Origin of the sequence: Mitsuaria chitosanitabida ATCC BAA-476 = NBRC 102408, from assembly GCF_001598255.1 — a bacterium.
In the GTDB taxonomy this organism is placed as follows: Bacteria; Pseudomonadota; Gammaproteobacteria; order Burkholderiales; family Burkholderiaceae_C; genus Roseateles; species Roseateles chitosanitabidus.
Window position 1 is genome coordinate 1 of sequence record NZ_BCYP01000038.1, and the last position, 19,032, is coordinate 19,032.

Consider the following 19,032-nt stretch of genomic DNA (forward strand, 5'->3'; position numbering starts at 1 on the left):
ACAGAAGTGAGATTATGAACGATTCCTTTTGAATTCGTCAAGCAGTCAGAGAAATTATTTTCATCGTCGACTGCGAGAATCTCGCCGCCAAATAAATATTCAGTCAAACCGCATATTTACTCGACTTCCTCGGCATATCCTCCGAGGCCGCTGTTCAAAACGTTTATCTTGAGCAGCGAAGGAGCGAGATTATGAACGATTTCTTTCGAAGTCGTCAAGCAGTCGGAGAAATTATTTTCATCACTGACTGCGAGAATCTCGCCGCCAAATGAAAACCGGGCAAAGCCCGGTTAATCACCTGACACCCCGGCATATCCTCCGAGGCCGCCGCTCAAAACGTTGTCGTGAGCAGCGAAGACATAGAGTCTAGCACGGCTTTTTCAGCTCGCGCAACTCCTTCGTCATGCACGCGTCATCGTTCGAGTGCGAGCACCGTGCGCGACTCAGTGCAGCCGCGACGGGGTCGCGAACGCCTCGCCCGCCGTGCGGGCCGGATCGTCGCTCTCCAGGATGCGGGGCAGGCCCGCCGCCAGACGCTGCGCGTCGGCGCGCAGGATCCGTTGCTTCACGGACGGGATCTGCGAGGGGTGCATCGAGAAGCAGGTCAGCCCCATGCCCAGCAGCAGATCCGTGAAGGCGGCGTCACCGGCCATCTCTCCGCAGACGCTCACTTCCTTGCCTGCGGCTCGTGCCTGCGCGATCGAGTTCGCCAGCAGCTGCAGCACCGCCGGATGCCAGGGGTCATAGAGATGGGCGACCGCCTCGTCAGCGCGGTCGATGGCCAGCGTGTATTGAATGAGGTCGTTCGTGCCGATCGAGACGAAGTCCACATGCTTGAGCAGCTGCGGGAGCATGATGGCTGCGGCCGGGACCTCGACCATCACGCCCAGATCCACCCGTCCATACATCTGGCCGGCCTCGTCGAGCTGGGTCTTCACCCGCTTGATGGTTTCCTGCACCTGACGGATCTCTCCCAGGTGCGCCACCATGGGGACCAGCAGCTTCACGCGCCCGAAAGCGCTCGCTCTATATATAGCGCGCAGCTGCTGGCGGAACATGCTGGGCTCGGCCAGGCTCCAGCGGATGGCGCGCAGGCCCATGGCGGGGTTGAGCACATGCTCATGGCGGAGCTCATTGACCGACATCCGGTCGAGCGGCTTGTCCGCGCCGATGTCCACGGTGCGGATCGTCACCGGGAGACCGGCCATGGCCTCGACGGCCGCCTTGTAGGCGGCGAACTGCTCGTCCTCGCTCGGCAGGTCGCCGTCACGGTTCATGAACAGGAACTCGCTGCGGAACAGGCCGACGCCCGTGGCGCCCGAGGCCAGCGCGGACACGGTGTCGCCCGGCCCTTCGATGTTGGCGTGCAGTTCGATGCGTTGACCGTCCAGCGTGATGGCGGGCGTGTGCCGCAGCCGGGCCAGGCGCGCGTTCTCGAGTTCCGCCTGCCGCTGCCGGAACCGGTACTCCTCGAGGATGATCGGCGAAGGGTTCACGATCACCGTGCCGGCATCGCCGTCGATGATCACCCAATCGTCCTGGCGGATCAGCCGCGAGGCCTCGCGCGTGCCGACCACGGCCGGGATGGCCATGCTGCGCGCGACGATGGCCGTGTGCGAGGTCTTCCCGCCGATGTCGGTGATGAAGCCCTGGAAGACGCTGCGCTTGAACTGGATCATGTCGGCCGGCGCGATGTCGGCGGCCACCAGCAGCAGGGGGTCCTCTCCCGCGAAGTCCCGCGCCACCACCGAGGCCGGCCCCGCGCCCGCGGAGGCGTCCTGCTCCATCGCCAGCGCGGACAAGACGCGCTCGACCACCTGTTCCAGGTCGGCCTTGCGCTCGCGCAGGTAGTCGTCCTCCATCTCGTCGAACTGGCGGGCCAGCACCTCGAGCTGCGCCGACAGCGCCCACTCGGCGTTGTAGTGCCGGTCCACGATCCAGTCGCGGGCCGCGTCGACCAGCGCCTCGTCGTTCAACAGCAGCAGGTGGACGTCCAGCAGCGCGTCGAGCTCATGCGGCGCGTCCTCGGGGAGGTCGGCCTTCAGGTCCTGGAGCTCCCGCGTCACGGCGTCGCGGCCGCGCACGAGCCGGGCGAACTCCTGCTCGGCATCGGCCGACGCGATGAAGTAATGGGCGACGTCGACGCGGCTGGACGCGACCAGCACCGCACGGCCGATCGCCACGCCACGAGACACAGGAATACCGAAGACCTGGAAGCTCATGCGCCGACTTTAGCAGCGGGTCCCGCCCCCTCGCCGACAGGGAGGACAAGGCGAGGAAAACGCACGTCAACGCCACGTGACGGCGGCGCGACTGTCACGGTTCATTCACCCCGAAGTCACCGACGCGTCACCCCGTCCGCTCAGCATCACGGCCATCACATCCGCGAGGCTAAGCCATGAGGGATCTGCCGCTGCCCACCCTGCCCTTCTCCGATCTGCGCTCCGCCGAAGCGCCTCGGAGGTCGCTTCCAGCAGGCTCGTCCGCCGAGGCTGTCGAGACTGCGCGCACTCGCTTCCATGTGGGTTGGGCGCGCACCGAAGAAGAAGTCCGCCAGGCCCAGCGTCTGAGGTACGAAATCTTCGTCGGCGAGATGGGCGCGCGGCTGAGCCCGCCCGCCAATGCGCCGGCCGGTCATGACGTCGACGTCTTCGACCCCTTCTGCGAGCACCTGCTGGTGCGCAAGCTCGACGCGCTGGGCCAGCCGGCCGAGGTGATCGGCACCTACCGCGTGCTGACCCCGGAGGCGGCGGGCCGCGCCGGCGGCCTGTACAGCGAGACCGAGTTCGATCTGACCCGGCTGCGCTCGCTGCGTCCGCGCATGGTCGAGCTGGGCCGCTCCTGCGTGCACCCGGATCACCGCAGCGGCGGCGCCATCATGGCGCTGTGGGGCGCGTTGACCGAGTTCATGGTCCGCAACGATCTGGAGATCATGATCGGCTGCGCCAGCATCAGCATGCGCGACGGCGGCCACTACGCAGCCAGCCTGTGGAAGCAACTCGAGGCCAGCCACATGGCCGACATCCAGTGGCAGGTGCGCCCGCGTCTGCCGCTGCCGGTCGACGAGCTTCGCCAGGATCTGGTCGTCGAGCCGCCGCCGCTGATCAAGGGCTACCTGCGCGTGGGCGCCCGCATCCTGGGTCGTCCGGCCTGGGATCCGGACTTCAACACCGCCGACCTGCCGATGATGATGCGCATCTCGGACATGCCGGCCCGCTATCGCAAGCACTTCCTGGGCGCGTGAGCGCCCGCCGGGACGCCGCGGCCTCCTCGTGAACCCTGGCGGTCCTTCGCTCTTTGGTTGATTTGGTTTTTTCTTGGTAGACGACAGACTCGGGGCCGCGATGCGGCCCCTTTTTTTCGCCCCTTCGCCACGTGCCGGTTCCGGGCGAATCGATCCCGATCCGCCCACGACGCGATCGCGCTGTAACAGCCTGGTTCCGATCGCCGTAATCCGGTAACCCGCTCGAAACGCCGACGCGCGCCGATCTGTTCAAATCGTGCGCTTCCGGCGCGAGCGGCCTGCCCCAAGGCGGGGCTCCACGCACCGGACCGAACACCTCCGCGGCACGCCGGCCTCCGAAGGGCGCCGGCGGGTCCATGACGTCATCGATTCATTTCACTCGCAGGAGACTTTCCTCATGACCATCAAGATCGGTATCAACGGCTTCGGTCGCATCGGCCGCATGGTGTTCCGCGCCGCCGTGGCGAACTTCAAGGACATCCAGATCGTCGGCATCAACGACCTGCTGGAGCCGGACTACCTGGCCTACATGCTGAAGTACGACAGCGTGCATGGCCGCTTCGACGGCGAGGTCGCGGTCGACGGCAACACCCTGATCGTCAACGGCCAGCGCATCCGCCTGACCCAGGTCAAGGACCCCGCCGAGCTGAAGTGGAACGAGGTCGGCGCCGACATCGTCGTCGAAGCCACCGGTCTGTTCCTGACCAAGGAAACCGGCGAGAAGCATCTGGCCGCGGGCGCCAAGAAGGTCATCATGTCCGCCCCGTCCAAGGACGACACCCCGATGTTCGTCTACGGCGTGAACCACAAGACCTACGCCGGCCAGGCCATCATCTCCAACGCCAGCTGCACGACCAACTGCCTGGCCCCGCTGGCCAAGGTGCTGAACGACAAGTGGGGCATCAAGCGCGGCCTGATGACCACCGTGCACGCCACCACCGCCACGCAGAAGACCGTCGACGGCCCGTCCAACAAGGACTGGCGCGGCGGCCGCGGCATCCTCGAGAACATCATCCCGTCCTCCACCGGCGCCGCCAAGGCCGTGGGCGTGGTGATCCCCGAGCTGAACAAGAAGCTGACCGGCATGTCCTTCCGCGTGCCGACCTCCGACGTCTCGGTCGTCGACCTGACCGTCGAGCTGAACAACGAGGCCTCCTACAAGGAGATCTGCGCGGAGATGAAGGCCCAGAGCGAAGGCGCCCTGAAGGGCGTGCTGGGCTACACCGAGGACAAGGTCGTCGCCACCGACTTCCGCGGCGATCCGCGCACCTCGATCTTCGACGCCGAAGCCGGCATCGCCCTGGACGGCACCTTCGTCAAGCTGGTCTCCTGGTACGACAACGAGTGGGGCTACTCGAACAAGGTGCTGGAGATGGTCAAGGTCGTCGCCCAGTAAGCGGCCCTTCCGCGGCCTCGAAGCCCCGCCTCGGCGGGGCTTTTTCATGTCCGGTCGACAGCCGTCGAGGCGCCGCCGCGCGACGGCGGACGATGCGCGCCGACCCGCCTCGGACATGGTGACCGGCGCCGACGAAAACACCTCGTTTCAAGTCAACGCCAGAGAGCGTGACGAATGCGCCAGAGACCCACTCTTTCTGGTGAGGCCCCCACGCAAATGTGTCAGGGGATTAGCAATCTTTTAGCAGGCTCCCACCTAAACTCGTTGGACGTGTTCCCTCGGAGCTGTTGATGCCTGCTCAATTTCTGTCGCTGCGTCTGCGGCATCTGGCGATTGCCACCGGCCTGGTCGCCGGTGCGGCGACTGCCCTGACCTCTCCCGCGATGGCGGCCGGCCCTTCGGCCACGAGCGCCGTCGCGCAGAGTCCCGATCAGCAATCGAACTTCGCGCGGGTCATCGTGCGCTTCAAGGAGCAGGCGGCCACCGTCAAGGCTCGGCCCCTGGCCGCGCGCGCGACCGCGCTCGAGGCCGCCGACGTCGCGCAGGTGCGCGCCACCACGCTGGGCCTGCGCCACAGCGCCGCGCTGCACGCACGCCGCAGCCTGGACAGCCGCACCCACGTCTTCACCGCCACCGGCATGAGCTCCGCCGAACTGGCCAAGCGCCTGGCCGCCGACAGCGAGGTCGAGACCGTCGAGGTCGACCACTGGTGGCGTCACACCTCGGTGCCCAACGACCCGCTCTACGCGACGGCCGCGGCGGGCGGCGTGACCGCCGGCCAGTGGTACCTGAAGACGCCGGACACGACCGTCGTGTCCGCCATCAACATGCCGGCCGCCTGGGACCTGTCGACCGGCAAGGACTCTTCCGGCAACAGCGTCGTGGTGGCCGTGCTCGACACCGGCGTGCGCCTGGACCATCCGGACCTCGCCGGCCAGTTCAAGCCGGGCTACGACGTGATCGGCTACGGTACCGCGGGCACGAGTTCCGCCGCGGAAGGCATCGCCGCGGCCAATGACGGCGACGGCCCCGACGCGGATCCCAGCGACCCGGGTGACTGGGTCAGCCAGGCCGACGTCGACAGCGGCAAGCTCGGCACCAGCTGCACCAAGGACGACATCGCCAACAGCTCGTGGCACGGCACGCGGGTCTCGGGCCTGATCGCCGCGCTGACCAACAACGGCCTGGGCATGGCCGGAGTCGCCTACAACGCCAAGATCCTGCCGGTGCGGGTGCTGGGCAAGTGCGGTGGCTGGCAGTCCGACATCGACGCCGGCATGCGCTGGGCCGCCGGTCTCTCGGTGCCCGGCCTGCCCGCCAACCCGAACCCCGCCAAGGTGATCAACATGAGCCTGGGCAGCGACGGGGCCTGCTCGATGACCTATCAGAACGCCGTCACCGCCGTGGTCAACGCCGGCGTGACCGTGGTCGCGGCCGCCGGCAACGGCATCGAGAGCACCGACCCGACCAAGGGCGGCGGCATCGCGGTGGGCACGCCGGCCAACTGCACGGGCGTGATCGGCGTGGCGGGTCTGCGTCACGTCGGCTCCAAGGTCGGCTTCTCCAACCTGGGTCCGGAAATCACGATCGCGGCGCCGGGCGGCAACTGCGTCAACACCACGGGCGCCTGCCTGTACCCCATCCTGTCGACCAGCAACTCCGGCACCACCACGCCGGTCGCGGCCGACAACGCCTACAACTACACCGGCGTCGGCACCAGCTTCTCGACCCCGCTGGTCTCCGGCACGGTGGCGCTGATGCTGGCGGTCAACTCGTCGCTGACGCCCGCGGACATCAAGAGCAAGTTGATGTCGTCCGCGCGGACCTTCCCGACGGTGAGCGGCGTGGCGCAATGCGTCGCCGGCAACAGCACGACGCCGCAACTGGAGTGCAACTGCACGACCGCCACCTGCGGGGCCGGCATGCTGGACGCCGCCGCGGCGGTGAGCGCCGCCACGCCGGTGGCACCGGCCCCGACCACGCCGACGACGCCCACGACCCCGACCACCCCCACGACCACCTCAAGCTCGGGCGGCGGCGGTGGCGCGATGAGCGGCCTCTGGCTGGCCGCGCTGGCGCTGGCCGTGATCGCGCTGCGCTGGCCCGCGCGCCGCGCCCGCTGAGCGACCGTCTCGATATCGCCACCGCGCCCTCGACCGAGGGCGCGAGGCGCCAAGCACAAGGCCCCGTCGAACGGGGCCTTGTCGTTTCGGCATCAGGCGCGGGACGAGGATCGGGACCGGCCAGGTCCCTCGGTTCAGCGGCTGGCGGCGGATCCGGTGGGGGCCGGTGCCGGAGGGGTCGCGTCGGCCTCGCAGCTCTTGCGGGCCGAACCCCAGGGCGGCGACGCGATCGCGTCGAGCTTGCCCACCTGCAGGCCGTCCAGACGCGCCAGGCGCAGCGTGGTGCTCGCCTGCGGCGCCTGCAGTCGCAGCACGCGCAGGCCCTTGTAGTTGCGCCGGGTCATCGCGTCGAGCGCGGCCTGCGCGGCGGCCTCGCTGTCGTGCTTGCTCAGCACCAGCGTCGGCTGCTCGTCGGGGAAGCCCTGCAGCGGCTCGAAGGCGATGCGGGCACTGCGGTAGGTGTCTTCCTTGCGCTCGCGGAAGTCCTTGCTGGGCATCTTGATCGTGGCCAGGGCCCACACGCCGGCGCCGTCGGCCGTGTGCATCTGCCAGGCCGAGGACGGGATGCCCGCCGTGGTCAGCGCGGCCGCGGCACGGCGCACCGGTTCCTCGCCGGTCAGCGGACCCAGCTCGACGCAGGACAGCGTCGCCAGCTGCGTCACCGCCTTCTGGTTGAGCAGGGAGAGCCGGTCCGGGTTCAGCTGCTGCTCGAGCCGCGGCGCGGGTTGCGCCGCGCCGGCGATCCAGCCGCGTTGCCAGGCCAGCACCAGCACGTTGGCGACGAACAGCAGGATGACCGCGGCGCGCAGCATCGGTCCCTTACCTGCCGGTCGAGCCGGCCGAAGTGCCCGGCACCGCCAGACGCACGCTGACTTCCCCGCCGCTGACGGTCTGGCGACCCGCGGGGGTGTCGATCTGCAGCTCGCCGCGCTCGTTCACGCCGGCGGCCACGCCTTCCAGCGGACCGGCCGTGACCGGCTGGCCGGCCAGCAGGTCGCGGGCCGAGAAGCGCTCGCGCCAGGCGCCGAAGCCCTCGCGCGGGAAGTCCGCCAGCGCCCGGATCAGCGCCGGCGCCAGACGTGCCAGCGCCTGCGGCGGCGTCACTTCGGGGAGCAGTTCCTGCAGGCAGGCGAAACCGGTGTTCAGCTGCGAGTCCGCGACCTTGGCGCGGTCCGACACGTTCACGCCCACGCCGACCACGGCCATGCGGGAGGCGCCAGCCGGCACGGTCTCGATCAGGATGCCGCCGAGCTTGCGCTCGTCCAGCCACAGGTCGTTGGGCCACTTGAGCTTGAGCCGCTTGCCCTCGGGGTCGAGCGCCTCGGCGATCGCCGCGCCGACGACCAGCGACAGGCCGGACCAGTCGGGGACGTTCATCGGCAGCGACAGCGAGAAGGTCAGCGACGCACCGGCCGTGCTGTGCCAGCTGCGCCCCTGGCGGCCGCGGCCGTGGGTCTGGTGCTCGGCGATGAGCAGGCAGGGATGCAGGTCATGCTGGCGACGGCCGTAAGGGCGCTGGCCGTCACGGGGCTCGCGGCCCGCGGGCGCGCCGCTGGCGCCGGCCGCCGCCGCGCCGTCACGGCGCACGCGCTCGACCAGCGTCGCGTTGGTGGACTCCACGCGCGCCAGCACCTCGATGCTGAGGCCCGGCAGCAGCGGTTCCAGGTCTTGCCACAGGGCTTCGGCGCCCCAGTTCTGATGTTCTTGCATCGCCGCGAAGTTGTGGATCTCGCGATCCGTCCTGATCGTCCCGGGCGGTCGCGCCCGGTGCTGAGAATCCCCGGAGTCTAGAGGGAGATCTCAGCGCTTGGGTGCGAGCATCGTTCCGCGGCAACCCGGATGGCCGCAGCGGCATTCGAAACGCTTCTTCAGCTTGGCCGTGTAGCGCTCGTCGATCACCAAACCATAGTCGTAGAACAGCTCCTCGCCAGGCGAGATGTCCGTCAACGCATGGATGAACACGCGGCCGCCGGTCTCGCGCGCCTCGCAGTTGGGCGCGCACGCGTGGTTGATCCAGCGCGCGTGGTTGCCGCCCACCGCCGCGTCGATCACGCCGTCACCCTCCTCCAGGTGGAAGAAGAAGGTGTGGTCGGGCTGGCTGGGATCGTGGGGGTGCCGCTCGATGGCCTCGTCCCAGGAGATGCGCTCGCCCTTGTACTCGATGATCTTGTCGCCCGCCGGGATGGACGCCACCGCGTAGACACCGCGGCCGTGCACGCCGGAGGCGCGGACCTGGATGCGCGTCGCTTTCCCCTTGGGGGACTTGGGGGCACTCGAAGCAGGGCTGTCTTGCGGCATGGAGCGAGTCCGGTACATTGAATTCATGGGTGCGCGCGCGCGTATACGTGTACGTAGCGTGGGCGCGCGCGAGGCCGCATTGTAGGCAGGCGCCCGGGAGGTTTCGGGTGACTGGACGATGAAGAAAGAAGCAATCGCATGAGCAAGGCATTGGTGATCGCGGAGAAGCCGTCGGTGGCGCAGGACATCGTCAAGGCACTGACTCCGCTGTCAGGCAAGTTCGACAAGCACGACGAGTATTTCGAGAACGACGCCTACGTCGTGAGCTCGGCCGTCGGCCATCTGGTGGAGATCAAGGCGCCGGAGGAATTCGACGTCAAGCGCGGCAAGTGGAGCTTCGCCCACCTGCCGGTGATCCCCCCGCATTTCGATCTCAATCCGATCGACAAGAGCAAGGGCCGGCTGAACGCGCTGGTCAAGCTGATCAAGCGCAAGGACGTCACGTCCCTGATCAACGCCTGCGACGCGGGCCGCGAGGGTGAACTGATCTTCCGCCTGATCGTCCAGTACGCCGCCGGCGCCAAGGCCCCGATCGCCAAGCCGGTAAGCCGGCTGTGGCTGCAGTCGATGACGCCGCAGGCGATCCGCGATGGCTTCGAGGGCCTGCGCACCGACGCCCAGATGCTGCCGCTGGCCGACGCCGCGCGCTGCCGCTCCGAGGCCGACTGGCTGGTGGGCATCAACGGCACGCGGGCGATGACCGCGTTCAACTCGCGCGACGGCGGTTTCTTCCTGACCACCGTGGGCCGGGTGCAGACGCCCACGCTGTCCATCGTCGTGGAGCGCGAGGAGAAGATCCGCAAGCACGTCTACCGCGATTACTGGGAGATCCGCGGCACCTTCGACGCCGAGGCCGGCCAGTACGAGGGCAAGTGGTTCGACCCCGCGTTCAAGAAGAACGCCGAGGACCCCGAGCAGCGCGCCGACCGCGTCTGGTCGCTGGCCGAGGCCGAGGCCGTCGCGGCCGCCGCCAAGGGCCAGCCCGCCACGGTGACCGAGGAGTCCAAGCCCAGCACCACCTCCAGCCCCGGCCTGTACGACCTGACCACGCTGCAGCGCGAGGCCAACTCGCGCTTCGGCTTCTCGGCCAAGACCACGCTGGGCCTGGCGCAGGCGCTGTACGAGAAGCACAAGGTCCTGACCTACCCCCGGACCGACTCGCGCTACCTGCCCGAGGACTACCTCAACGTCGCCAAGGAAACGGCGCGGATGATCGCCAACGAGGACCTGCCCGGTCCCCTGCAGGCGCTGGCCCCGCATGCCCGCACCGCGCTGGACAACGGCTACATCAAGCCGACCAAGAAGGTCTTCGACAACGCCAAGGTGTCGGATCACTTCGCGATCATCCCGACGCTGCAGGCCCCACGCAGCCTGACCGAGGCCGAGGCCAAGCTCTACGACATGGTCGTCAAGCGCTTCCTGGCGGTGTTCTTCCCGCCCGCGGAATTCCAGGTCACGACCCGCATCTCGACCGTCAAGACGGCGGCCAGGTCCTATGCGTTCCAGACCAACGGCAAGGTGCTGGTCAAGCCGGGCTGGCAGGCGGTCTACGGCAAGGAAGCCGCCGACGAGAACACCGAGCCCGGCACCAGCGGCGCGATGCTGGTCCCGGTCAAGGCCGGCGAACTGGTCCGCACCGAGGACACCGAGGTCAAGGCCCTGGTGACCAAGCCGCCCGCGCGCTACACGGAAGCGACGCTGCTGTCGGCGATGGAAGGCGCGGGCAAGCTGGTCGACGACGACGAGCTGCGCGAGGCCATGGGCGAGAAGGGCCTGGGCACCCCGGCCACGCGCGCGGCCATCATCGAAGGCCTGCTGGCCGAGAAGTACATGCTGCGCGAGGGTCGCGAGATGATCCCGACCGCCAAGGCCTTCCAGCTGATGACGCTGCTGCGCGGCCTGGGCGTGGAGGAGCTGACCAAGCCCGAGCTGACCGGCAACTGGGAATTCCAGCTGTCCGAGATGGAGAAGGGGCGCCTGAAGCGCGAGGCCTTCATGGCCGAGATCGCCGCGATGACCGAGAAGGTCGTGCGCAAGGCCAAGGAGTACGACCGCGACACCATCCCCGGCGACTACGCGACGCTCAAGACCCCGTGCCCGAAGTGCGGCGGCGTGGTCAAGGAGAACTACCGCCGCTTCACCTGCACCGGCAAGACCGGCCACGGCGACGAGTGCGGCTTCTCCATCCCCAAGATCCCGGGCGGCCGCAGTTTCGAGCTGCACGAGGTCGAGGCCTTCCTGCGCGACAAGAAGGTCGGCCCGCTGGAGGGCTTCCGCTCCAAGGCCGGCTGGCCCTTCACGGCCGAGCTGGCGCTGGTCTTCGACGCCGAGATCGACAACTGGAAGCTGGAGTTCGACTTCGGCGAGGACGCGAAGAAGGCCGAGGAGAACGGCGAGCCGGTGGACTTCAGCGGCCAGACCTCGCTGGGTCATTGCCCCAAGTGCGGCGGCAAGGTGTACGACTTCGGCAGCAACTACGTGTGCGAGCACGCGGTGGGCGACAAGGTCAGCTGCGACTTCAAGAGCGGCAAGATCATCCTGCAGCAGCCGGTCGAGCCGGAGCAGGTGAGCAAGCTGCTGGAGACCGGCAAGACGGACCTGCTGGAGAACTTCGTCTCCAACAAGACGCGCCGCAAGTTCAAGGCCTTCCTGGCCTACGACAAGAAGGAAGGCAAGGTCGTCTTCGAGTTCGAGCCGCGCGCCGCCAAGCCGGGCGCCAAGCCGCCCGCGAAGGCCGCGGCCAAGGAGGCGCCCGCCAAGGCACCGGCCAAGGCGCCGGCCAAGAAGGTCGCGGCGAAGAAGGCCCCCGCGAAGAAGGCCGCCGCCAAGTCATGACCTGACCCCGGGAGGATCCCGGAACCGCATGGACCGATCCGGACTTCGTGTCCGCCTCCGCGCCCCGCTGCCGATCTCGGCACGGGGCGCGTGTCATTGGGAGACCGGTGGACGCGGCAGCCGCAGCGGCCGCCCGGCGTGACCGGGGCGGGAGGCGCGCGGCGCGTCAGCGCATGAACGCGTCGCCGCCGAGCACCGGCTGCGCGCGCAGGCGCTCGGTCAGGAAGTCCAGCAGCAGCCGCAGCGTCGGCGGCACGCGTCGACCGGCGGCGTGCACGAGGTGCACGGGCGCGGCGGGGATCTCGTCGTCGGCGAGCACGATGCGCAGCTCGCCGCGCTGCAAGGCCTCCACCGCCTGGTAGAGCTGGCAGCGCACCAGCCCCACGCCCGCCACGGCCGCGGCGATCGCGGACGCGTTGTCGTTGACCATCAGCGTCGGTGTCAGCGCCTGGGAACCCTCGCGGAAGCGCCACGGGGTCATGCCTTGCCCGTCGAAGTAGCCCGCCACGATGCGGTGGCCGACCAGGTCGGCCGGCACCTTCGGCTCGCCGGCGCGGGTCAGGTAATCGGGCGAGGCCACGATCACCCGCCGCATCGCGCCCACCGGGATGGCCGTGAGTCCCGAGTCCGGCAGATGGGCGATGCGCACGGCCAGGTCCAGCGCCTCGTCGAGCAGGGGCACGACGCGGTCGACCAGCAGCAGCTTCATGCGAACGCGCGGATGACGCTGCATGAACTCCGACACCGGAGGCGCGACGAACAGCCGTCCGAAGGTCGTCGGCGCGGTCAGCGCCAGCAGGCCGGCGGGCTCGGCCTGGGCGCTGGTGAGCGCCATCTCCGATTCGTCCAGGTCGGCCAGGATGCGCCGGCAGTCGAGCTGGAACCGCTCGCCCTCGGCCGTCATGCGGACCGAGCGGGTGCTGCGCTGGAACAGCTGCACGCCCAGGCGCTGCTCCAGCGTGGCGATGGCGCGGGTCGCGGCCGGCGCCGAGCAGCCGATGCGGCGCGCGGCGGCAGCGAAGCTCTGCGTGTCGGCGACGGCGACGAAGCAGCGCAGACGGTCGAGGTGGTCCATCGTGGGCAAGCCGAAGCGCGGTGGCTCCGGCCCAATTATTTCGACAACTGCAATTCTGAATGATCACTCGAACAGATTCTCATCGGTGGATGCAACAGATACGGTACGGGCTCTGACCACGCCGCCTCCCGCGGCCTCCGCGACACCCCGGGTCCCCCTCGGATCCGGGGCCCCCTCTCCCCGACTTCGGAAGGAAGCCCGCCATGCCCCGTCCCGCCGTCCCGCTCAAGCTGCATCGCCTGGCCCTGTCCGGCCATTGCCATCGCGTCGAGCTGCTGCTCTCCCTGCTCGACCTGCCGCACGAGTTCGTCGACGTCGACCTGCCCGGCGGCGAGCACCGCCAGCCCGCCTTCCTCGCGCTGAACCCGCTCGGCCAGGTGCCCGTGCTGCAGGACGGCGAGCACGTACTGCCCGAGAGCAACGCGATCCTCGTGTACCTCGCCTCGCGCTACGCGCCGTCCTCGGACTGGCTGCCGCGCGATCCGGTCGAGGCCGCCGAGCAGCAGCGCTGGTTCGCGTTGTCCGTCGGGATGCTCGCGCCCGGGCCGGCCTCGGCGCGCTTCCAGGGGATCATGGGCCGACCGGTGCCCCCGGCGATAGTGGAGACCTCGCATCGCCTGTTCGCGCTGATCGAGGCGCACCTGGCCCAGCGCCCCTTCCTCGTGGCCGACCGCCCCACCCTGGCCGACCTCAGCTTCTACGGCTACACCGCGCAGGCGCCGATCGGCGGCGTGTCGCTGGCCGACTACCCGCGCCTGCGCGCCTGGCTGGCGCGCATCGAGGCCCTGCCCGGCTTCGTGCCCCTGCCCGACAAGCTCTGAGGCCCGCCATGGACACGCCCTCCTTCCCCGACCGGATCGACACGCCCGACACGACCTGGCACCCCGGCGAGCAGACCCTGCATCAGCGCCTGGGGTTGCGCGACCGGATGGCGGAGATCGGCGCCCAGGTCGTCCGCGACCACATGCCCGACCAGCATCGCGAGCTCTTCGGCAAGCTGCCGACGATGCTGCTGGGCGCGCTCGACGCCGGCGGCCAGCCCTGGGCCACGATGCTGGCCGGCCGGGCCGGCTTCGTGGACACCCCCGACGCGCGGACGATGACCATCGCCGCCGCCTTCGACGGGCAAGACCCGGCCCTCGCGGCGCTGCGGGCCCGGGGACCGGGCGCGCCGGTCGGCCTGCTCGGACTGGAACCCCACACCCGGCGACGCAACCGCATGAACGGCCGGCTGCTGGCGCTGACGGACGAAGCGCTGGCTGTGGGCGTGGTGCAGAGCTTCGGCAACTGCCCGAAGTACATCCAGGCCCGCGATCCGATGGCCTGGGACGACACGCCGCCCGCCATCGCGCAGCCGCTCGGCGCGGAGCTGGACGCGCGGGCGATCGCGCTGCTGAGCGCCGCGGACACCGTGTTCATCGCGAGCGCCTCGGCGCCGGTGCCGGGGGACGGGCGCTCGGAGGGCGTGGACGTGTCGCATCGCGGCGGCCCCCCAGGCTTCGTGCGGGTCCAGGCCCGGCTCGACGGCGGCATCGAGCTGCGCATCGAGGACTTCCCCGGCAACCGCTTCTTCATGACCTTGGGCAATCTGCTGCGGCATCCCCGCGCCGGCCTGCTGGTGCCTGACTACGCGAGCGGCGAGCTGCTGCACCTGGCCGCCCAGGCCGATGTCCATTGGGCGGGCGACACGCGTGAGCTGCGTCTGCGTGTCACCGCCGCGCTGCGGCGTCCTGGCGCGCTGCCGTGGCGCTGGAGCGAGGCGCGGCTGGCGCCGCAGTTCACGGCGTAGGAGACCGCCGCATCGCCACGGCTCGGAGGCGCCTCGCTCCCCCTCTCCCATCGGAGAGCGTGTGGTGGGCGTGTCCCCGGTTCGCGCCGTCCAGGCCGCACTTGTCTGGCGCGTGCATGGCGCCCTCGCCCGCCGACGGGAGCGGACGGGGAGCGACGGGGGCCCGCCCGCGGCGTGCCGGCTCCGGGAAGTCCCGGGGAAATCCGAGGAACTCCGCACATCGCCGAGGGCGAGAAGCCGCTCCGTTTGCGCGACACTCGACCGCAAACATCAGGAGAGGGCATGCGTTCATGGGCCGTTCGACGCTGAGCATCCAGACGCGGCTGGTGGCCGCGCTGAGTCTCAGCGCGACGCTGCTGGTCGGCCTGATCGGCCTGTACTGGGTCGACCGCCACGAGCACGAACTCAACGAGGCGCTCAACGAGCGCCAGCAGCGCATGGCGCAGCTGGTGGCGCGGGGCTTCGCCGAGCCGGTCTGGAACCTGGACAGCGCCGCCCTGTCGGAACTGCTGGACGCCGTGATGGCGGATCCGGAGGTCCACTCGATCACGCTGGCGGCGCCCGGCCTGGACACGCTGCGCCGCGCGCGCGCCGAGGCCGCCGTCCGGCCGCTGACGCTGGAGTTCGAGCTGAGCCACCGCGCCGGCGCGCAGGGTCCGGCGGGTGCGCTGGGTCGCGCGACGCTGGTCTACACACGGGCCTACATCGACCAGACCCTGGGCGAGACCCGGCGCCTGGTGGCCAGCCTGCTGGCGACGGTGCTGCTGGCCATCGGCCTGACGAGCTACTTCCTGGTGCGCCGCCTGGTGGAGCGTCCCGTGTCGCGCCTGCGCGGCCTGGCGCAGCGCGTGGCGGCCGGCGAGCTCGGCGCCCACATCGAACCCGAGCACGCCGACGAGATCGGCGACCTGACCGACCAGCTCAACGCGATGAGCGCGCGGCTGCGCGACTTCGCCGAGGGCCTGCGCAGCAGCGAGCAGCGCTATCGCAGCCTGTTCGAGAACGCCGCCGAGGGCATCTTCCAGGCCGACGGCCACGGCCGCCTGCTGCGCGTGAACAAGGCGCTGGCGCAGATGCTGGGCCTGGCGCGGCCCGAGGACGCGCAGGGCATCCGCCTGAGCCGCATGGTGCGCGTGGAGCGCGACGAGTACCGCCGCCTGGCCCGCGCGCTCGAGCGCCATCGCCTGCTGCAGCAGGTGCCGCTGCTGGTGACCACGCGCGACGGCCGCGAGCTGTGGGTGGAGCTCAGCCTGCATCTGGTGATGGACGGCGCGCCCCGCATCGAGGGCCTGGTCAGCGACATCACGCTGCGCCGGCTCGCGGAGCAGGAGCTGACCCAGCATCGCGACCACCTCGAGGACCTGGTCACCGAACGCACCGTGGAACTGTCGCAGGCCAAGCAGCGCGCCGAGGCCGCCAACCAGGCCAAGAGCCGTTTCCTGGCGACCATGAGCCACGAGTTCCGCACGCCGCTGAACGCGATCCTGGGCTTCGCGCAGCTGCTGCAGATGGACGCCTCGCTGACCGAGGCGCAGCAGACCCGCATTCGGCTGATGCGCGAGTCGGGCGAGCACCTGCTGGTACTGATCACCGACCTGCTGGACGTCGCCAGCATCGAGGCGGGCAAGCTCACGCTGCAGCTCAGCCCGCTGGACCTGCGCGCGCTGCTGGAGATCTGCAGCGAGTCCATGCGGCCGCGCGCGGCCGAGAAGGGCCTGGGCTTCGAGGTCCGGCTCGATCCGCAGCTGCCGACACGGGTGCGGGCCGACGGCCAGCGCCTGCGCCAGGTCCTGCTGAACCTGCTGTCCAACGCGGTGAAGTTCACCGACCACGGCCGGGTCGGCCTGGTGGTGGACGTGGTCGCGCAGGGGCCCAGCAGCCTGATGCTGCGCTTCACCGTCTCGGACACCGGCATCGGCATGGCGCCCGAGCAGGTCGAGCGACTGTTCCAGCCCTTCGAGCAGGTCGCGGACCTGTCGCGCCGGGTCGGCGGTACCGGCCTGGGGCTGGCGATCAGCCAGCAGCTGGTGCGGCTGATGGGCGGCGAGATCAGCGTCGACACGTCGCCCGAGGCCGGCAGCCGCTTCGCCTTCGCGCTGGAACTGCCGCTCGCCTCCTGAATCCACCACCACGGGCCTGCCTGTCGACGACATCGACCACGCCGGATCGCGACGTGCGCGTCCAGGCGTCGCGCGCGCGCATCGCCGCGGGCCGGGCGACCCGATGCCGTGCGCCCGCCGCGCGGCGCGCGGCGGCGGCGTCCGGGCCCGCGGGCATACTGCCCCGCTTATGACAGCCGTCCTGTTCTACAAGCTGCTGGCGATCTTCATCGCCGCCGCGATGGGCTGGTTCGTCGGGCACATGCGCTGGCTTGGCAAGGCCGGCGGAGAGAACGACCCGGCGCGCGTGCTCTCCAACCTGGCCTTCTATCTCTTCGTCCCGGCGCTGATGTTCCGCACCACGGCGCGGGTGGAGTTCTCCACCCTGCCCTGGCTGACGGTCGCCGCCTTCTTCGTGCCGGTGGTCATGATGCTGGTCGGCGTCTACCTGTGGGAACGCCGCCGCCATCCCGACAACCCCGCCGCGCCCGCGGTGCGCAGCATCACGGCCAGCTTCGGCAACACGCTGCAGGTGGGTGTGCCGCTGGTGGCCGGCGTGTTCGGCGAAAGCGGCCTGGCGGTCCACATCACCGTGCTCAGCCTGCATGCGCTGACGCTGCTCAGCGTGGCCACGGTGCTGGTCGAGATGGACCTGGCGCGCCACACCCACCACGGCGCCAGCCTGGGCCGCACGGTGCTCACCACCATGCGCAACACCATCATCCATCCGGTCGTGCTGCCGGTGCTGTGCGGCTTCGCCTGGCACCTGACCGGCATCGAACTGCCGGCCGTGCTGGACGAGGTGCTGCAGATGCTGGGCAGCGCCGTGGTGCCGCTGTGCCTGGTGCTGATCGGGATGTCGCTGTCCTACTACGGCCTGCCTTCGGGCGCGTGGCGGGCGCTGGCGGGCCTGATCGCGCTCAAGCTGCTGGTGCTGCCGGCGCTGGTGTTGGTGGTGGCCCACTGGGGCTTCGGCCTGTCGGGCATGCCGCTGGCCGTGATCGTGATGATGGCGTCGCTGCCGCCGGGGTCCAACGCGATGATGTTCGCGCAGCGCTATCGCACGCTGGAGTCCGAGGCCTCCGGCGCCATCGTGCTGGCCACGATGCTGTTCGCCTTCACCGCGCCGCTGTGGCTGGCGGTGCCCGCCTGGCTCGCCCCGACGCATTGAGGAGACCCCATGTCCCAGACGCACGCCCCCGCTCCGACTGCCCTGGTCCGCGGCGACGAGGTCGCCCCCGAGACCCTGCACGCGGCCTTCATCCGCGCCTTTTCGGACTACCTGATCGGCCCCTTCCAGGTGCCGATCGCGCAGTGGCCGATCTTCCTCGCGCGCCAGGGCGTGGACCTGCCGCTGTCGCGCGTGGCGCTGGACGCCGCGGGCGCGCCGCTGGCCTTCGCCTTCGTGGCGCCGAGGCCGCTATCGGGGCGCTGGCGCCTCGCGACCATGGGCGCGACGCCCGCCGCGCGGGGCTCCGGCGCGGCGCCGGCGCTGCTCGACGATGTCGTCGCCCGCGCCGCCGCATCGGGACTGCGCGCGGTGGAGCTGGAGGTCTTCGCCCAGAACGACCGCGCCCGCCGGCTCTACGAGGGCCGCGGCTTCACGCGGATCCACGACCTGTTCGGTTATCTCGCCGAGCCGGGTGCGCTGGACCGGGGCGCCGGCACGGACGTGCCGGAGGCGACCGAGGCGCCGACGGCCGTGACACTGTCGCAGGCGCTGGCCTGGCTGGATGCCGTCGAACGCCGCCTCCCCGACCTGCCGCTGCAGGTCACCGCGGCCACGCTGCGGCATGGCCAGGACTACCTCGCGTGGCAACTCGGCCAGGGCGGCCTGAGCGGCCGGGACGGCGAGATCGGTGGAGACGGTGACGGCGAGGCCCGCGCTCAGGTGGTGTTCAGCCTCCCCGACGAGACCGTGCTGGTGCACAGCCTGATCGCGCCGCGCGACGCGGACGCCCGCGCGCTGCTGCGCGCGCTGGCCACGGCGTATCCCGACCGCCGCGTGCGCGTGCCCCAGCTGCAGCGCGAGGACCTGGGCGGCGCCGCGCTGCGGGCGCTGGGTGCCGCGCCGCAGCCGCTGCACCAGCAGCTGATGGTCCGCGCGCTCTGAGATCCTCGGTTTCCCTCTGATCTTCAGCACTTGTGGGGCGCTCGCCGATTGGGTAGCGTG

General features: G+C 70.0%; 14 protein-coding genes. 9 read left to right on the top strand and 5 right to left on the bottom strand.

The annotated features are described in order from the left end of the window. Positions 1-443: 443 nt before the first annotated feature. Positions 444-2,222 carry a phosphoenolpyruvate--protein phosphotransferase gene (gene ptsP / locus MCHT01_RS22605; RefSeq protein ID WP_067069139.1) on the bottom strand — a complete coding sequence of 593 codons (1,779 nt, stop codon included), beginning with the start codon at positions 2,220-2,222 and terminating at the stop codon, positions 444-446. 176 nt (positions 2,223-2,398) lie between these two features. On the opposite strand from ptsP, the gene MCHT01_RS22610 reads away from it, so the two are divergent. The 3 genes from MCHT01_RS22610 (at position 2,399) to MCHT01_RS22620 (ending at position 6,763) form a co-directional block, all read left to right on the top strand. Beyond that, positions 2,399-3,244, top strand: a complete 846-nt coding sequence (locus MCHT01_RS22610) for a GNAT family N-acetyltransferase (RefSeq protein ID WP_067069142.1) — start codon at positions 2,399-2,401, stop codon at positions 3,242-3,244. Between the two features lie 397 nt (positions 3,245-3,641). Next, the gene (gene gap, locus MCHT01_RS22615; RefSeq protein WP_067069145.1) at positions 3,642-4,640 is read left to right on the top strand and encodes a type I glyceraldehyde-3-phosphate dehydrogenase; all 999 of its coding nucleotides are present in this window, start codon (positions 3,642-3,644) and stop codon (positions 4,638-4,640) included. 290 nt (positions 4,641-4,930) lie between these two features. Next, on the top strand, positions 4,931-6,763 hold the full coding sequence (locus tag MCHT01_RS22620; protein WP_067069148.1) for a S8 family peptidase: 1,833 nt from the start codon (positions 4,931-4,933) through the stop codon (positions 6,761-6,763). Between the two features lie 134 nt (positions 6,764-6,897). Here MCHT01_RS22620 and MCHT01_RS22625 read toward each other — a convergent pair whose 3' ends face one another. The 3 genes from MCHT01_RS22625 to MCHT01_RS22635 form a co-directional block, all read right to left on the bottom strand. After that, a complete protein-coding gene (locus MCHT01_RS22625; RefSeq protein ID WP_067069151.1) occupies positions 6,898-7,575 on the bottom strand; it encodes a hypothetical protein in 678 nt (225 codons plus the stop codon). 7 nt (positions 7,576-7,582) lie between these two features. Continuing rightward, entirely contained in the window at positions 7,583-8,473 is an 891-nt protein-coding gene (locus MCHT01_RS22630) for a biotin--[acetyl-CoA-carboxylase] ligase (protein ID WP_067069154.1), read from the bottom strand. Positions 8,474-8,563: 90 nt separating this feature from the next. After that, the gene (locus MCHT01_RS22635) at positions 8,564-9,061 is read right to left on the bottom strand and encodes an SET domain-containing protein (protein WP_067069157.1); all 498 of its coding nucleotides are present in this window, start codon (positions 9,059-9,061) and stop codon (positions 8,564-8,566) included. Positions 9,062-9,199: 138 nt separating this feature from the next. On the opposite strand from MCHT01_RS22635, the gene MCHT01_RS22640 reads away from it, so the two are divergent. Continuing rightward, positions 9,200-11,896 carry a DNA topoisomerase III gene (locus MCHT01_RS22640; RefSeq protein ID WP_084453245.1) on the top strand — a complete coding sequence of 899 codons (2,697 nt, stop codon included), beginning with the start codon at positions 9,200-9,202 and terminating at the stop codon, positions 11,894-11,896. A gap of 166 nt (positions 11,897-12,062) precedes the next feature. Here MCHT01_RS22640 and MCHT01_RS22645 read toward each other — a convergent pair whose 3' ends face one another. Continuing rightward, positions 12,063-12,971, bottom strand: coding sequence for a LysR substrate-binding domain-containing protein (locus MCHT01_RS22645; RefSeq protein ID WP_067069160.1), 909 nt, complete (start codon positions 12,969-12,971; stop codon positions 12,063-12,065). 203 nt (positions 12,972-13,174) lie between these two features. On the opposite strand from MCHT01_RS22645, the gene MCHT01_RS22650 reads away from it, so the two are divergent. The 5 genes from MCHT01_RS22650 (at position 13,175) to MCHT01_RS22670 (ending at position 18,972) form a co-directional block, all read left to right on the top strand. Further along, the gene (locus MCHT01_RS22650) at positions 13,175-13,792 is read left to right on the top strand and encodes a glutathione S-transferase family protein (protein WP_067069163.1); all 618 of its coding nucleotides are present in this window, start codon (positions 13,175-13,177) and stop codon (positions 13,790-13,792) included. Positions 13,793-13,800: 8 nt separating this feature from the next. Continuing rightward, positions 13,801-14,760 (top strand): pyridoxamine 5'-phosphate oxidase family protein, encoded by a 960-nt coding sequence (locus MCHT01_RS22655; RefSeq protein WP_067069166.1) that lies wholly within the window; start codon positions 13,801-13,803, stop codon positions 14,758-14,760. A 290-nt stretch (positions 14,761-15,050) separates the two neighbouring features. Then, positions 15,051-16,880 carry an ATP-binding protein gene (locus MCHT01_RS22660; RefSeq protein WP_067069169.1) on the top strand — a complete coding sequence of 610 codons (1,830 nt, stop codon included), beginning with the start codon at positions 15,051-15,053 and terminating at the stop codon, positions 16,878-16,880. Positions 16,881-17,049: 169 nt separating this feature from the next. Further along, the gene (locus MCHT01_RS22665) at positions 17,050-18,030 is read left to right on the top strand and encodes an AEC family transporter (protein ID WP_067069172.1); all 981 of its coding nucleotides are present in this window, start codon (positions 17,050-17,052) and stop codon (positions 18,028-18,030) included. Positions 18,031-18,039: 9 nt separating this feature from the next. After that, the gene (locus tag MCHT01_RS22670; RefSeq protein ID WP_067069174.1) at positions 18,040-18,972 is read left to right on the top strand and encodes a GNAT family N-acetyltransferase; all 933 of its coding nucleotides are present in this window, start codon (positions 18,040-18,042) and stop codon (positions 18,970-18,972) included. Positions 18,973-19,032 lie beyond the last annotated feature (60 nt).

Bases quoted from the DNA above. Each gene is read 5' to 3' on its own strand.
- MCHT01_RS22625 (WP_067069151.1), bottom strand. From the start codon at position 7,575: ATGCTGCGCGCCGCGGTCATCCTGCTGTTCGTCGCCAACGTGCTGGTG.
- ptsP (WP_067069139.1), bottom strand. From the start codon at position 2,222: ATGAGCTTCCAGGTCTTCGGTATTCCTGTGTCTCGTGGCGTGGCGATC.
- MCHT01_RS22620 (WP_067069148.1), top strand. From the start codon at position 4,931: ATGCCTGCTCAATTTCTGTCGCTGCGTCTGCGGCATCTGGCGATTGCC.
- MCHT01_RS22610 (WP_067069142.1), top strand. From the start codon at position 2,399: ATGAGGGATCTGCCGCTGCCCACCCTGCCCTTCTCCGATCTGCGCTCC.
- MCHT01_RS22655 (WP_067069166.1), top strand. From the start codon at position 13,801: ATGGACACGCCCTCCTTCCCCGACCGGATCGACACGCCCGACACGACC.
- MCHT01_RS22665 (WP_067069172.1), top strand. From the start codon at position 17,050: ATGACAGCCGTCCTGTTCTACAAGCTGCTGGCGATCTTCATCGCCGCC.
- MCHT01_RS22630 (WP_067069154.1), bottom strand. From the start codon at position 8,473: ATGCAAGAACATCAGAACTGGGGCGCCGAAGCCCTGTGGCAAGACCTG.
- MCHT01_RS22660 (WP_067069169.1), top strand. From the start codon at position 15,051: ATGGGCCGTTCGACGCTGAGCATCCAGACGCGGCTGGTGGCCGCGCTG.
- MCHT01_RS22640 (WP_084453245.1), top strand. From the start codon at position 9,200: ATGAGCAAGGCATTGGTGATCGCGGAGAAGCCGTCGGTGGCGCAGGAC.
- MCHT01_RS22635 (WP_067069157.1), bottom strand. From the start codon at position 9,061: ATGCCGCAAGACAGCCCTGCTTCGAGTGCCCCCAAGTCCCCCAAGGGG.
- gap (WP_067069145.1), top strand. From the start codon at position 3,642: ATGACCATCAAGATCGGTATCAACGGCTTCGGTCGCATCGGCCGCATG.
- MCHT01_RS22650 (WP_067069163.1), top strand. From the start codon at position 13,175: ATGCCCCGTCCCGCCGTCCCGCTCAAGCTGCATCGCCTGGCCCTGTCC.
- MCHT01_RS22670 (WP_067069174.1), top strand. From the start codon at position 18,040: ATGTCCCAGACGCACGCCCCCGCTCCGACTGCCCTGGTCCGCGGCGAC.
- MCHT01_RS22645 (WP_067069160.1), bottom strand. From the start codon at position 12,971: ATGGACCACCTCGACCGTCTGCGCTGCTTCGTCGCCGTCGCCGACACG.